This window comes from Aureimonas sp. N4, from assembly GCF_001463925.1.
GTDB lineage: Bacteria > Pseudomonadota > Alphaproteobacteria > Rhizobiales > Rhizobiaceae > Aureimonas > Aureimonas ureilytica_A.
Genome location: NZ_BBWS01000019.1, coordinates 23,855 through 37,362 on the forward strand (window position 1 = coordinate 23,855; position 13,508 = coordinate 37,362).

The window sequence follows — 13,508 nt, forward strand, 5'->3', positions numbered from 1 at the left end:
CGTCGCTGGCGATGGAGCTAGGGCGCGCATCCCATCGGCCTATCTCGACCCGCCGTACCGGCCCTGCTGCAGCGCACAACGCGCGGTTTCAAGAATCGGATTGACGAAAGCTTGATGATGCTTTTGTATGAGTTATTCGCAGCCGTCAGGTTGCGGGACGAAGGCGCGGGCCGCGGGGGTCCGTTGCATTCGGCCGGATGGGAGCCCGGTTCGGTTTTGGCGGCACGGCCGCCCTATGGGAGGAATTCGACATGACGATCAGACGTAGCCTTGCCGCCGCTTTTGCCATGGCAACCGTGCTGGCGAGCCCGGTGCTCGCCAAGGACATGGTGGTCGGCTTCTCGCAGGTCGGCTCGGAGTCGGGCTGGCGCGCGGCCGAGACCGCCGTGACCAAGCAGGAAGCCCAGAAGCGCGGCATCGACCTGAAATTCGCCGACGCGCAGCAGAAGCAGGAAAACCAGATCAAGGCCATCCGCTCCTTCGTGGCGCAGGGCGTGGACGCGATCCTTCTCGCCCCGGTTGTCGCGACGGGCTGGGATGAGGTGCTGGAAGAGGCCAAGGACGCCAAGATTCCGGTCGTCCTGCTCGATCGCAACATCGACACCAAGGACCCCTCCCTCTACCTCACCGCCGTCACGTCCGATCAGGTGCATGAAGGCAAGGTGGCCGGCGACTACCTCGTGAAGGAAGTCGGCGCCAAGCCCTGCAAGGTCGTGGAACTCCAGGGCACGACCGGCTCCTCCCCCGCCATCTCCCGCAAGAAGGGCTTCGAGGAGGCCATCGCCGGCAAGAGCAACATCACGCTCGCCCGCTCGCAGACCGGCGACTTCACCCGCACCAAGGGTAAGGAAGTCATGGAAAGCTTCATCAAGGCCGAGAACGGCGGCAAGGACATCTGCGCGGTCTACGCCCATAATGACGACATGGCCGTCGGCGCGATCCAGGCCATCAAGGAAGCCGGCCTGAAGCCCGGCAAGGACATCATGGTCGTCTCGATCGACGCCGTGCCGGATATCTTCCAGGCGATGGCCAATGGCGAGGCCAATGCCACGGTGGAACTGACGCCCAACATGGCCGGCCCCGCCTTCGACGCGCTGGAAGCCTACAAGAAGGACGGCAAGGAGCCGCCGAAGTGGATCCAGACCGAATCCAAGCTCTACACCCAGGCCGACAATCCGAAGGCCGTGATGGAGTCCAAGAAGGGCCTCGGCTACTGAGCCGGCACATCCTCTAGCTTCCTGTTCGACGCGCGGCGCCCTGTTTGGCGCCGCGCCCTTTCCGGGCCTTGAGGCCCGTTCGGCATACCGTGCTCGCCAGGCGAGCGCTCGCGGGCTTCGCCGATCCTGCGGCTGATGACGCGGTCGATGCGAGTGAGCGCGGGCAACGAACCGGCGAAACGCTTCTGCGTCCGGCCCATCGGCCCGATGCTGCCGAACACGATCCCGACGAACCGGCGGACCACCTTCATGACCAGACTTCTGATTCAGGGTCTCACCAAGAGCTTTGCCGGCATGACCGCGCTCGATGGTGTGGACCTTCACCTGCGCGCGGGCGAAATCCATGCGCTTCTCGGCGAAAACGGCGCGGGCAAATCGACGCTCATCAAGACGCTGACCGGCGTCTACCGCCGCGACGGCGGTCGCATCACGCTGGACGGGGCCGAGATCGAGCCCGCCGACAGCGGCGAGGCGCAGCGGCTCGGCATCGGCACGGTCTATCAGGAGGTCAATCTCCTGCCGAACCTCTCCGTCGCGGAGAACCTCTTTCTCGGCCGCGAGCCGACCTTTCTGGGCCTGACGGACGGGCGCGCCATGCGCCGACGCTCGGCCGAACTGCTCCAGGCCTATGGCCTCTCCGTCAACCCGAGCGCGACGCTGAGCAGCCTGTCGGTCGCCGTGCAGCAGCTCGTCGCCATCATCCGCGCGGTGGACCTGTCGGGCAAGGTGCTGATCCTCGACGAGCCGACCGCCAGCCTCGACGCGGCGGAGGTGGAGTCGCTCTTCGTCGCCATGCGTGCCTTGCGCGACAAGGGGCTCGCCATTCTCTTCGTCACCCATTTTCTCGATCAGGTCTTCGCCGTCTGCGACCGGGCGACCGTCCTGCGCAATGGCAGGCTCGTCGGCGAGAAAGCGATCGCCGACACGTCGCGCATGGACATCGTGTCCATGATGCTCGGCCGCGATCTGGACGAAGCCGTGTCGCACCACGCTCCCGCCCCCATCAGCGCGGGCGAGCCGCGCGTCTCCTTCCGCAACTACGGGCGCAAGCGCATGGTCGAGCCCTTCGATCTGGACATTCGCCCCGGCGAGGCGGTCGGCGTCGCCGGGCTTTTGGGCTCGGGCCGCACCGAGACCGCGCGCCTCGTCTTCGGCGCGGACAAGGCCGACACGGGCGAAGCCCGGGTGGACGGGCGTGTCGCGCGCATTCTCTCGCCGCGTGCCGCCATTCGCCTGGGCTTCGGCTACTGCCCGGAAGAGCGAAAGGTCGAGGGCATCGTCGGCGATCTCTCCGTTCGCGAAAACATCATTCTCGCGCTCCAGGCCCGGCGCGGCTGGGCCAAGCCCCTGTCGATCCGCGAGCAGGCGCGCATCGCCGAGCATTTCGTCAAGGCGTTGGACATCCGCACCACCGATATCGAAAAGCCTATCCGGCTTCTCTCGGGCGGCAACCAGCAGAAAGCGATCCTCGCCCGCTGGCTGGCGACCGAGCCGAGCTTCCTGATCCTCGACGAGCCCACACGCGGCATCGATGTCGGCGCCCACGCGGAAATCGTGCGCCTCATCGAAGACCTCTGCGCCAAGGGCATGGCCATGCTGGTCATTTCCTCCGAGCTGGAAGAGCTGACCGCCTATTCGCGCCGTATCCGCGTGCTGCGCGACCGCCGCCATCTCGGCGATCTCGAAGGCTCGGACATCTCGCCCGCCGCCATCATGCGCACCATTGCCGCCACGCCAGAGGAGGCGCGTTCGTGAACCGTCTTGTCCGTGCCGCGCCCCAGATCGGCGCGCTCGCTCTCGTTCTCTTCGCCAACTGGCTGGCCTTTCCCAGCTTCTTCGACCTCGCCTTCCAGAACGGGCGCGCCTACGGCCCCCTGATCGACGTGCTCAATCGCGGCGCGCCGGTCATGCTGCTGGCCGTCGGCATGACGCTGGTCATCGCCACCAAGGGCGTCGATCTCTCGGTCGGCGCGGTCATGGCGATTTCCGGCGCGGTGGCCGCGACGCTCACCGTGCAAGGCTATCCGCTCGCGATCGTGCTGCTCGCCTCGCTCGGCGTCGGCCTCGTCTGCGGCTTGTGGAACGGCTTCCTCGTCGCCGTTCTCGACATCCAGCCGATCATCGCCACCCTGATCCTGATGGTCGCCGGGCGCGGCGTCGCCCAGCTCATCACCTCCGGCACCATCGTCACCTTCAATGATCCGGTGCTCTTCTTCATCGGCGGCGGCTCCTTCCTCGGCCTGCCCATGCCTGTGGTCATCGCGCTCGTCGTCGCGCTCGTCGCCATTCTGATCGTGCGCCGCACCGCGCTCGGCCTTCTCATCGAGGCGACCGGCATCAACCGCCGCGCCTCGGCTCTGGCCGGCATCGACGCGCGCGCCGTGATCCTCGCCGCCTACATGACCTCGGGCCTCTGCGCCTCGGTCGCCGGCATCGTCGCGGCCGCCGACATTCGCGGCGCGGACGCCAACAATGCCGGCCTCTGGCTCGAACTCGACGCCATCCTCGCCGTGGTGATCGGCGGCACCTCGCTCATGGGCGGGCGCTTCTCCATTCTTCTGTCGCTGGTCGGCGCACTGATCATCCAGTCCATGAACACAGGTATTCTGCTTTCGGGCTTCCCGCCGGAAATGAACCTGATCCTCAAGGCCGCGCTGATCGTGCTGATCCTGGTGATCCAGTCGCCCGCCATGGCGCACCTCTCGGGCTTCGTTCGCCGCCGCCCGCCGCCCCCTAAACCTGTGCCCTCCGTTTCGTCCATTCGCGAGGTTCCCGGCCGATGAACGCGCGCTTCCTGCCTCTTCTCGTCACCGTCGCTGTCTTCGTCGCCGCCTTCGCGCTGTCCTCGCTGCAGTTCCCGGCGATCCTGTCCACCCGCGTCGCCGCCAATCTCCTGACCGACAACGCGTTTCTGGGCATCGTCGCCGTCGGTATGACCTTCGTCATCCTGTCGGGCGGCATCGATCTCTCGGTCGGCTCGGTGATCGCCTTCACCGGCGTCTTCCTCGCCGTCACCATCCAGGCGGGCTGGCATCCCTATCTCATGATCCCCGCGATCCTTCTCATCGCGGCGCTGTTCGGCGCGGCCATGGGCGCGATGATCCATTATCTCCAGACCCCGCCTTTCATCGTGACGCTGGCCGGCATGTTCCTGGCGCGCGGCGGCTGCTATCTCCTGACGACCGAATCCATTCCGATCGACCATCCCGCCTTCGACGCCCTGAAGCGCATCTACTGGGTCATCCCCACGGGCGGGCGTCTTTCCTTCGTCGCCATGGTCATGCTCGCCGTCTTCGCGCTCGGCATTCTCATCGCCCACAAGACGCGCTTCGGCACCTATGTCTATGCGCTGGGCGGGGACCGCAACTCGGCCGAACTCATGGGCGTGCCCGTCGCGCGCGTCACCATCGGCATATACGCGCTCTCCAGCCTGCTCGCCGGCGTCGCGGGCGTCGTCTTCGCCCTCTACACGTCTTCGGGCTATTCGCTCGCGACCGTCGGCGTGGAACTCGACGCCATCGCCGCCGTGGTCATCGGCGGAACGCTGCTCACCGGCGGCGTCGGCTTCGTCGCCGGCACGCTCGTCGGCGTCCTCATCTCGGGCCTGATCCAGACCTATATCGTCTTCGACGGCACCCTCTCCTCCTGGTGGACCAAGATCGCCATCGGCATCCTCCTCTTCGCCTTCATCGCCCTCCAACGCCTCCTCACGCGGCGCACGAGCCTCGCGGCGACGGCGTGAGGGGCTGGGCGGGGCTGCCGCCCCGATCCCCGCTCGGGGCCTGACGTCCCCGAACCCCTGCTTTCATTTGACAACCTTTCCAAAAGCAAAGGGGGCCAGCGGCCCCCTTTGCTTTTGGACATTCTTCAACTGGAGAGGGGTCCAGGGGAAATCATTTCCCCTGGCGGGGTGCAGGGGCAGCGCCCCTGCCCTTCCCTCACCCCTCCGCCGAGAAGGCCGCGAAGGCGGCCATGTTGACGATGTCGGTGTCCTTGGCGCCGAGGGTCACGATCTGCACGGGCTTTTCGAGGCCGACCAGGATGGGGCCGATGACCGTGGTGCCCCCGAGTTCCTGCACCATGCGGGTGGAGATTGAGGCCGAGTGGAAGGCCGGCATGACGAGAACGTTGGCCGGACCGGTCAGGCGGCAGAACGGGTAGAGGGCCATCAGCTCGGGGTTGAGGGCGACATCGGCGCCCATCTCGCCGTCGAACTCGAAATCCACGCTGTTCTGGCTGAGAAGGCCGACCGCCTCGCGCACGCGCTCCGAGCGCTCCGAAGCGGGGTGGCCGAAGGTGGAGTGCGCGAGGAACGCGACGCGCGGCGTGTGGCCGAGCTTGCGGGCAAAGCGCGCGGCTTCCGTGGCGATGCGGGCGAGTTGCGCAGCGCCGGGCATGTCGTGAACGGCGGTGTCGGCGACGAAGGTCGTGCGGCCCTTGGCGATGACGATGGAAATGCCGATCACGGCGCGGCCGGGCTTGGGGTCGATGACGTGGCGCACGTCGTCGAGCACGACCGAATAGTTGCGCGTGAGACCCGAGACCATCGCGTCTGCATCGCCCAGCGCCACCATGGCGGCGGCGAAATGGTTGCGGTCGGTGTTGATCAGGCGGTGGCAGTCGCGCTGGAGATAGCCCTCGCGCTGAAGCCGGGCGTAGAGATGCTCGGAATAGGCGTTGGTGCGGTTGGAGAGCTTGGCGTTCTGGATCTCCAGCCCGCTCTTCAGCTCGACGCCGGCAAAGCGCGCGGTTTCCTCGATGCGGTCCTCGCGGCCGACGAGGACGGCCTGGCCGAGCCCCTGGTTGACGTAGGAAGCGGCGGCGCGGATGACCTGCTCCTCCTCGCCTTCGGCGAAGACGACCTTGCGCGGGCGCTGGCGCAGCGAGGCGAAGATGTTCTGGAATGTGCCGGCGGTCGGGTCGCGGCGCGAGGCGAGCTGGTTGCGATAGGCTTCCCAATCGGAAATATCGCGGCGTGCGACACCGGTTTCCATCGCGGCCTTTGCCACCGCCTCGGGCACCACGGTGATCAGGCGCGGGTCGAAGGGCGCGGGGATGATGTAATCGCGGCCGAATTTCGGCCGACCCGTGCCCTTGTAGGCGGAGGCGACGGCATCGGGCACGTCCTCGCGGGCGAGCGAGGCGAGCGCCTGTGCGGCGGCGATCTTCATGGCGTCGTTGATCTGCGTGGCGCGCACGTCGAGCGCGCCGCGGAAGATATATGGGAAGCCCAGAACGTTGTTGACCTGGTTCGGATAGTCCGATCGGCCGGTGGCGACGATGGCGTCGTCGCGGATGGCGTGGGCCTCTTCGGGCGTGATCTCCGGGTCCGGGTTCGCCATGGCGAAGATGATCGGGTTCGGGGCCATGGACTGAACCATTTCGGGCGTCAGCGCGCCCTTGGCCGAGACGCCGAAGAAGACGTCGGCCCCGCGCATCGCATCTTCCAGCGTGCGGGCGTCCGTGGCGGCGGCATGGGCCGACTTCCACTGGTTCATGCCCTCGGTGCGGCCCTGGAAGATGACGCCCTTGGTGTCGCAGAGAATGACATTGTCATGGGCGACACCCATGGCCTTGACCAGCTCGACGCAGGCGATGCCCGCCGCGCCCGCGCCATTGCAGACGAGCTTGATGTCCTTCATCTCGCGGCCCGTCAGGTGCAGCGCGTTGATGATGCCGGCGGCGGCGATGATGGCGGTGCCGTGCTGGTCGTCGTGGAAGACGGGAATATCCATCAGCTCGCGCAGGCGCTGCTCGATGATGAAACATTCCGGGGCCTTGATGTCCTCCAGATTGATGCCGCCGAAGGAGGGGCCGAGATAGCGCACGGCGTCGATGAACTTGTCGGGGTCCTCGGTGTCGAGTTCGAGATCGATCGAGTCGACATCGGCGAAGCGCTTGAAGAGGACGGACTTGCCCTCCATCACCGGCTTGGAGGCCAGCGCGCCGAGATTGCCGAGGCCGAGAATGGCCGTGCCATTGGAGATGACGGCGACCATGTTGCCGCGCGTCGTATAGTCGAAGGCCTTGGCCGGGTCTTCCGCGATGGCTTTGACCGGCACGGCGACGCCGGGCGAATAGGCGAGCGACAGGTCGCGCTGGGTCGCCATCGGCTTGGTCGGCGTGATCTCCAGCTTGCCCGGCCGACCGTCCGCATGGAAGGCCAGCGCCTCCGCGTCCGTGGTGCGGATACCGCTGCGTCGGGGGGTCTCGGCCATGTCTGCTTCCTTCGCCGCGTCAATCTCGGAGACTGTGCGGAAATCCGCACAGTCTCTGTCTTGCGCGCGGAAACGCCGCTCCGTCAACCTTGCGTGGCAGGACTTTCATGGTGCGCCGCGACTTTGCGCCGCACAAAAATCCGACCCACAAAGCGCCTGACCCGCTCGATCTCGACGAAGATCACCGGCGTGATGAAGAGCGTCAGAACCTGGCTGACCATGAGGCCGCCGACCACCGCGATGCCGAGCGGCTGGCGCAGCTCGGACGAAGCGCCGGTACCCATCGCGATCGGCAGGGCGCCGAGCAGCGCGCAGAAGGTCGTCATCATGATGGGCCGGAAGCGGCGCACGCAGGCCTCGCGAATGGCGACGATCGGCGTGTGCCCCTCCTCGCGTTGCATTTCGAGGGCCACGTCGATCATCATGATCGCGTTCTTCTTCACGATGCCGATCAGCATCAGAAGGCCGATCACGGCGATGATCGAGAGATCGAGCCCGTACCATTGGAGGGCGGCGAGCGCGCCGAAGGCGGCCGAGGGCAGGCCGGAGAGAATGGTCAGCGGGTGGATGAAGCTTTCGTAGAGAACGCCGAGCACGATATAGATGACGAGCACGGCCGCGCCAATGAGCAGGCCGAGATTGCCCGTCGCCTGCTGGAACACCTGTGCAGTGCCGGCATAGGAGGTCGTGACATTGGTCGGCAGGCCGATCTGGGCCTTGATCGCGTCCACGGCCGCCGTGGACGTGCCGAGCGACATGCCGGCCGGCAGGTTGAAGGACAGCGTGACGGCGGTGAGCTGCCCCGTCTGATTCACCGTTACCGGCCCCGCCTCGCGGCTCAGCTTGGCGAAGGCCGAGAGCGGCACCAGCGTTCCGTCCGAGGCGGGCACGCGAATGGAGTCGAGGCGCGCATCCGTCCAGGAGAGGCTCGGATCATATTCCAGGATGACATCGTAGCTATTGCCGGTGGCCTGGATCTGCGTCGCCGTCAGCGTGCCGAAGCCCGCTTCCAGCGCCGTGCGCAGATTGCTGGAGGAGATGCCGAGCGCGTCGGCCCGGTCCTGATCCACCTTCACGCGCTCCTGCAGACCATTGTCCTGCAGGTCGGTCGCGACATCGACAAAGTGTGTATTGTCGGCGCGCATGGCGTCGAGAAGCTTGGCCGACCATTCGCGCGCGGCATTGGCGTCGAGCGACTGAACCACGAGCTGATACTGGCTCTGCGTCGAGCGCCCGCCGAAGCGCAGGCTCTGCACGGGCGTCGCGAAGCTCTTGAGGCCGGCAATGCCCCCGAGACCCCGGCGCAGCGAGGCCAGCGTCTGTTCCAAAGGCGGGCGCTGGTCCTTGGGCTTCAGCTGGACGAACATGGAGCCGGAATTGAAGGTCGAGCCGCCCGGCCCGCCGCCGAGCGTCGAAGTGACGGCGGCCACGGCGGGGTCGGCCTTCACGGCGGCGGCGGCCTTGGCTTGCAGCGCGCTCATGGCGTCGAAGGAAATGTCCTGCCGGGCCTGCGTCGAGATCGTCAGAAGCCCGTTGTCCTCCTGCGGGAAGAAGGAGCGCGGCAGGGTCGCGAACATGTAGACCGAGGCCGCGAAGCTCAAGACGAACACGGCCATGATGAAGCCGTTGCGTTTCAGGCACCAATCGACCATCCGCCCGTACAGAACGGTGGTCTTGTCGAAGCCGCGCGAGAAGGCAGCCGCCACGCCCCGCGTCGGGGCATGGGTCGAGGGCAGGCGCGCCGAAAGCATGGGCGTCAGCGTCAGCGACACGACGGCCGAGGCCAGGATCGACAGCGTGACCACCATGCCGAACTCGTTGAGGACGCGCCCGACCACGCCGCCCATCAAGAGGATCGGCAGAAACACCGCGACCAGCGAGAGCGACATGGAGATGATCGTGCCCGCCACCTCGCCGCTGCCCTTGAGTGCCGCTTCCATCGGAGCCATGCCGTCCTCGACATGGCGCACGATGTTTTCGAGCATGACGATGGCATCGTCCACCACGAGGCCGACCGAGAGCGTCAGCGCCAGAAGCGACAGATTGTCGATGGAGAAGCCGAGCCCATACATGGCGCCGAAGGTCGCGACCAGCGACAGCGGCACGGCCAGCGCCGGCACCATGGTGGCCGAGACGCGTCCGAGAAAGAGATAGATGACGAGGATGACGAGGCCGATGGTCAGCGCCAGCGTTTCCTGAACGTCCTCGATCGCCGCGCTGATGGCCGTGGAGGCGTCGTTGACGACGGCGATATGGACGGAGGCCGGCAGCGAGGCTTCGAGTTCGGGAAGCTTGGCCTTGATGGCGTCCACGACCTCGACCGTGTTGGCGCCCGGCTGGCGCTGCACGGCGAGCACGATCGAGGGCTTGCCGTCGAGCCAGCTGCCCTGATTGACGTTGGAGACGCTGTCCTTCACGTCGCCCACATCGGCGAGGCGGATCGGCACGCCGCCAGCGCGCGCGATCACCAGTGTTTTGAACTCTTCGGCGTTCGTGCGCTGGGTCGGCGTGTCCACCGTCAGTGCCTGTCCCGCCGTCTGCACGGTGCCGACCGGGGTCTGGCTGTTGGAAGCCGCGAGCGCACTGGCCACCTGCGACATGGAGAGCGAGCGGGAGGCGAGCTTGTCGGGGTGCACCTGAACGCGCACGGCATAGGTCTTGCCGCCATAGACCTGCGCCTGGGCGACGCCCTGGATGGTGGACAGCGCGGGCGAAATGACGTTTTCGGCGAGATCGTCCACCTGCGTCAGCGGCGTTCCGTCCGACACGAGGTCGAGAAGCAGGATCGGCGCGTCGGCGGGATTGGCCTTCCGATAGCTCGGCGGCGCGGCCATGTTGTCGGGCAATTGCCGCGCGCTGCGCGCGATGGCGGCCTGAATGTCGGCGGCCGCCGCGTCGATGTCGCGCGACAGCACGAACTGGACGGTGATCTGCGTGTTCCCCAGCGAGGAGCGCGCAGTGATCGTATCGACGCCGTCGATCGTCTGGAACTGCTTGATGAGCGGGGTCGCCACCGCGCTCGCCATCGTATCGGGCGAGGCACCGGCGAGCTGAGCCGAGACGCTGATCGTCGGGTAGTCGGCCTGCGGCAGCGCGGCGACGGGCAGGAGCCGGAAGGCCGCCATGCCCGCCAGAAGAACGGCGAGCGAGAGAAGAAGCGTCGCGACCGGGCGACGGATGAAGAGTGTGGAGATGTTCACCGCACGCTCTCCGCCGCTGCGGCTGTGCCCGTGCCCGCGTCCGCGACGGGCGTGCCACGGGTCTTGGACTTTCCGTCCTGCGACGCCGCCTCACCAGCGAGCTTGATCTTGGAGCCCTCGGACAGGTTCCCCTGCCCTTCCGTCACCACCCGCTCGCCGGGCTGAAGGCCGGAGGAAAGGCCGGTCTTGTCGCCGACGCGCAGCGCCACATCCACCTTGCGGATGGTCACCGTGTCATCGTCCTTGGCGACATAGACGACGCTGCCATCCGTGCGCGGCTGCACGGCGACGGTCGGCACGATGGTCAGCCCGTCCTTTTCACCGGCCTTGACGGTCGCCGAGATGGATTGGCCAGCGATCAGAGTGCCGTTCGGATTGTCGAGAATGGCGCGCAGCGCGATCGTGCCCGAAATGGTGTTCACCGCGTTGTCGATAAAGGCGACCTTGCCCTCCATCGCCGTGCCGCCATCGCCGGCCGGGCGTGAGGAGACCGACAGCGTGCCGGCCGCCATGCTCTTTTGCAGAAGGTCCAGATTTTCCTGCGGCAGGGTGAAGGCGGCGTAGACGGGCGAGCTTTGCGTCAGCGTGACGATGGGCGTTCCCGGCGTCACCAGCGCGCCGGTCGAGACGGCGAAGGCGCCCAGGCGACCGTCGAAAGGCGCGGTGATCTTGAGCTTGTCCAGCGCGACGGTGTCGGCGGCGAGCGCGGCGCGATCGACATTGAGAACGGCGGCGGCCGCGTTGACGGCGCTCTGCGCGTCCTCGCCCTGCTGCGTGGTGTAGGCGCCGGACTTCACCAGAGCCGTGGTGCGCTGGAGATTGCGATTGGCCTGATCGAGCGTCACCTGATCGCGCTCGATGGCGGCCTTGTCCTTGCCGATCTGCGCGAGCGCCAGACTGTCGTCCAGCGACACGAGAAGATCACCGCGCTTGACATCGACCCCATCGGCCACCGCAATCGAGGCGACCGTGTCGGTGGTCTGGCTCGTCATCACCGTGGAAGCCACGGGAATGATCGTGCCGATCGTGTCGCGCAGGACGGGGAGCGAGCCACCCGTCGCCTCGGCCAGTTGCACAGCCACCGGCCCACCGCCATTGCCGCGACCGCGCTTGGAGCCGCCACCGCCCTCGGTCTTGCCCGCTTCGCCGCCCGAACCCTTCAGGAGGGACGCGATGGCCGGCGGCGCATACGGGGCCAGCCTGTCCCGCTCCACATAGGACACGGCTCCCGCCACCAGCAGGATCAGAACCAACCAGCGCACCATCCGACCAAACCCCTCGCGATCGCCCCACGCGGCCTCACGCTAGCGTGAGGTCGTTGTGATTTTCATACGAAGGCAGACGTGGGTTTTCGCAAGTGAATTATCGGCAATGCGGGCGCGGTCGGGCCGCACTGGCGGGAACGGCAGCGTTCTTCCAACGTGAATGGCTCGTCCGCGATCGGCTCCGCCTCGAGCGTCAGCGCCCTTGGATGACCTTGTAGACGATCGGCTTCGGTGTGCCGTTGAAGGCCGACGAAAGGTCGTCATAGGTCATACGCCCCTTCGCGATGGCGGTCATGCTGCGCCGGCACACGGTTTCGGCCACGGTCGCATCACTCGTCCCCACCGGCAGCTTGGCTTCCTGACGCAGCTCGTTGAGCCCGCCGGGCGTGGCCGCCGTTCTCTTGGTGCAATCGGCGATCCGATCGGCCAGCAGTTCGGGGCTATGGCCCATCGCTTCCGCGGTGGCGTCGTAGCTTGTGGATGTCACGCAGCCGCCCAGAAGCAGAAGGCTGCCAGCGGCCATGATCGGGAGAACCAGTCGAAAACGCATCATCACTTTTCCTTTGAGCAGCTTTCGCTCCGCCGATGCGGAACATCAGACCAAGACTAGGGGGCCGAGCGGGTGTCAGCGGTTCTGGAAAACGCGGACGATCTGTGGCGTGATCTGGCCGAACTGAATGGCGCGATAATCGTCGTAGCTGAGTTTGCCGGACGCCAGACCCGCCGTGGCCCGTTCGCAGCCGACCCGAACCACGTTGCTTCCCGGCGAAAGGTTCATGAGCTTGCGCATCATGTCCTTCTGCTCAGGCGTCGAGCGATTGTTTTTCACACAGGTTTCGACACTCTCGCGCCGCAACTCGGCGCTGCCCTTCAACGCTTCCGACACGGCCGAATATTGTGTCGAGCTGACGCAGCCGCCGAGCATCAGCAGGCCGACAAGCACGATCGCCCCCGCTCCCCGATGAAACATCGCCATAGCATCCCCTTCGCTTAAGGCGTGTATCGGCCCGCAAGCGGGTGACAGCGCCGACACCGAAGCCGTCCCCATCGCAGAAGGCGTTTCAGCGCTTGAGACTTGATCCCATGAAAGGCATCCGCGTCAATCAAGCACGGGCCGGATCGTTTTGAGGTTGTATTCCACTGTTGCCCGATATCCACATTTTTTGGCACCCGGCGCTGCCGCGCTTGAATGCCGATCACGATGTCGGACGCCGGCACGGCCGCATCGGGCATGAAGTCCAGAACGCCGGGGGGCTCGGATGAGCTGGCCGGAACACGGGCGAGACATCAGCCACCCGCTGGCCGGCGAAAATATCCGATAGGTCGCCGTCGCAAGCTCTTGCGCGATGTTTCTGTTGCAGCGGTTTCGTAGAGTTGCCTAATATCCCTCTGAAATTTTCAGGCAACTGCGTGCAGTGCTGAAAGCAGAACTAAGGCATGACAAGATAAATTTCGAATTTCAAGGATACGACATGCATCCGAAAAATATCGAAGCCCTGAGCCATGACATCTACGACGGGGCTTTGGATGCATCGCTTTGGCTGGAGACCATTCAATCCTGCGCCGAAGCTTTCAGCGGCGTTGGCACCGTGATTCTGCAGCCCGGCC

At 66.1% G+C, this 13,508-nt stretch carries 10 protein-coding genes; 4 read left to right on the forward strand and 6 right to left on the reverse strand.

Features of this window, described 5'->3' with window-relative positions; genetic code table 11:
* Nucleotides 1-251: 251 nt before the first annotated feature.
* The gene (gene ytfQ, locus AUL28_RS06260; protein WP_058600081.1) at nt 252-1,217 is read left to right on the forward strand and encodes a galactofuranose ABC transporter, galactofuranose-binding protein YtfQ; all 966 of its coding nucleotides are present in this window, start codon (nt 252-254) and stop codon (nt 1,215-1,217) included.
* Here ytfQ and AUL28_RS22555 read toward each other — a convergent pair.
* On the reverse strand, nt 1,211-1,468 hold the full coding sequence (locus tag AUL28_RS22555) for a hypothetical protein (protein ID WP_156419905.1): 258 nt from the start codon (nt 1,466-1,468) through the stop codon (nt 1,211-1,213). The genes ytfQ and AUL28_RS22555 overlap by 7 nt on opposite strands.
* On the opposite strand from AUL28_RS22555, the gene AUL28_RS06265 reads away from it, so the two are divergent.
* The 3 genes from AUL28_RS06265 to yjfF are packed head-to-tail and all read left to right on the forward strand — an operon-like array spanning nt 1,467 to nt 4,959.
* A complete protein-coding gene (locus AUL28_RS06265; protein WP_062231062.1) occupies nt 1,467-2,972 on the forward strand; it encodes a sugar ABC transporter ATP-binding protein in 1,506 nt (501 codons plus the stop codon). The two genes, AUL28_RS22555 and AUL28_RS06265, sit on opposite strands and share 2 nt — an antisense overlap.
* Nucleotides 2,969-4,000, forward strand: coding sequence for an ABC transporter permease (locus AUL28_RS06270; RefSeq protein ID WP_062231050.1), 1,032 nt, complete (start codon nt 2,969-2,971; stop codon nt 3,998-4,000). The genes AUL28_RS06265 and AUL28_RS06270 overlap by 4 nt, the downstream gene beginning before the upstream one ends.
* Nucleotides 3,997-4,959 (forward strand): galactofuranose ABC transporter, permease protein YjfF, encoded by a 963-nt coding sequence (yjfF, locus tag AUL28_RS06275; protein ID WP_062231052.1) that lies wholly within the window; start codon nt 3,997-3,999, stop codon nt 4,957-4,959. Before AUL28_RS06270 ends, yjfF begins: the two co-directional genes overlap by 4 nt.
* A 196-nt stretch (nt 4,960-5,155) precedes the next feature.
* Here the strand turns inward: yjfF and AUL28_RS06280 are convergent, their stop codons facing one another.
* The 5 genes from AUL28_RS06280 to AUL28_RS06300 all read right to left on the reverse strand — a co-directional run bounded on the left by AUL28_RS06280 (nt 5,156) and on the right by AUL28_RS06300 (nt 12,870).
* Nucleotides 5,156-7,435: an NADP-dependent malic enzyme gene (locus AUL28_RS06280; RefSeq protein ID WP_062231053.1), complete on the reverse strand. Its 2,280-nt coding sequence runs from the start codon at nt 7,433-7,435 to the stop codon at nt 5,156-5,158.
* Between the two features lie 83 nt (nt 7,436-7,518).
* Complete coding sequence (locus tag AUL28_RS06285) at nt 7,519-10,635, reverse strand: efflux RND transporter permease subunit (protein ID WP_062231055.1); 3,117 nt, start codon at nt 10,633-10,635, stop codon at nt 7,519-7,521.
* On the reverse strand, nt 10,632-11,900 hold the full coding sequence (locus tag AUL28_RS06290) for an efflux RND transporter periplasmic adaptor subunit (RefSeq protein WP_062231057.1): 1,269 nt from the start codon (nt 11,898-11,900) through the stop codon (nt 10,632-10,634). The genes AUL28_RS06285 and AUL28_RS06290 overlap by 4 nt, the downstream gene beginning before the upstream one ends.
* Before the next feature lie 193 nt (nt 11,901-12,093).
* Nucleotides 12,094-12,453, reverse strand: a complete 360-nt coding sequence (locus AUL28_RS06295; protein WP_062231059.1) for a hypothetical protein — start codon at nt 12,451-12,453, stop codon at nt 12,094-12,096.
* 72 nt (nt 12,454-12,525) lie between these two features.
* Nucleotides 12,526-12,870, reverse strand: a complete 345-nt coding sequence (locus AUL28_RS06300) for a hypothetical protein (RefSeq protein WP_156419906.1) — start codon at nt 12,868-12,870, stop codon at nt 12,526-12,528.
* Between the last annotated feature and the right edge of the window lie 638 nt (nt 12,871-13,508).

What these genes read in the sequence shown, in the direction of transcription:
- ytfQ (WP_058600081.1), top strand. Translation starts at nt 252, where the DNA reads ATGACGATCAGACGTAGCCTTGCCGCCGCTTTTGCCATGGCAACCGTG.
- AUL28_RS06265 (WP_062231062.1), top strand. Translation starts at nt 1,467, where the DNA reads ATGACCAGACTTCTGATTCAGGGTCTCACCAAGAGCTTTGCCGGCATG.
- AUL28_RS22555 (WP_156419905.1), bottom strand. Translation starts at nt 1,468, where the DNA reads ATGAAGGTGGTCCGCCGGTTCGTCGGGATCGTGTTCGGCAGCATCGGG.
- yjfF (WP_062231052.1), top strand. Translation starts at nt 3,997, where the DNA reads ATGAACGCGCGCTTCCTGCCTCTTCTCGTCACCGTCGCTGTCTTCGTC.
- AUL28_RS06280 (WP_062231053.1), bottom strand. Translation starts at nt 7,435, where the DNA reads ATGGCCGAGACCCCCCGACGCAGCGGTATCCGCACCACGGACGCGGAG.
- AUL28_RS06290 (WP_062231057.1), bottom strand. Translation starts at nt 11,900, where the DNA reads ATGGTGCGCTGGTTGGTTCTGATCCTGCTGGTGGCGGGAGCCGTGTCC.
- AUL28_RS06295 (WP_062231059.1), bottom strand. Translation starts at nt 12,453, where the DNA reads ATGATGCGTTTTCGACTGGTTCTCCCGATCATGGCCGCTGGCAGCCTT.
- AUL28_RS06300 (WP_156419906.1), bottom strand. Translation starts at nt 12,870, where the DNA reads ATGTTTCATCGGGGAGCGGGGGCGATCGTGCTTGTCGGCCTGCTGATG.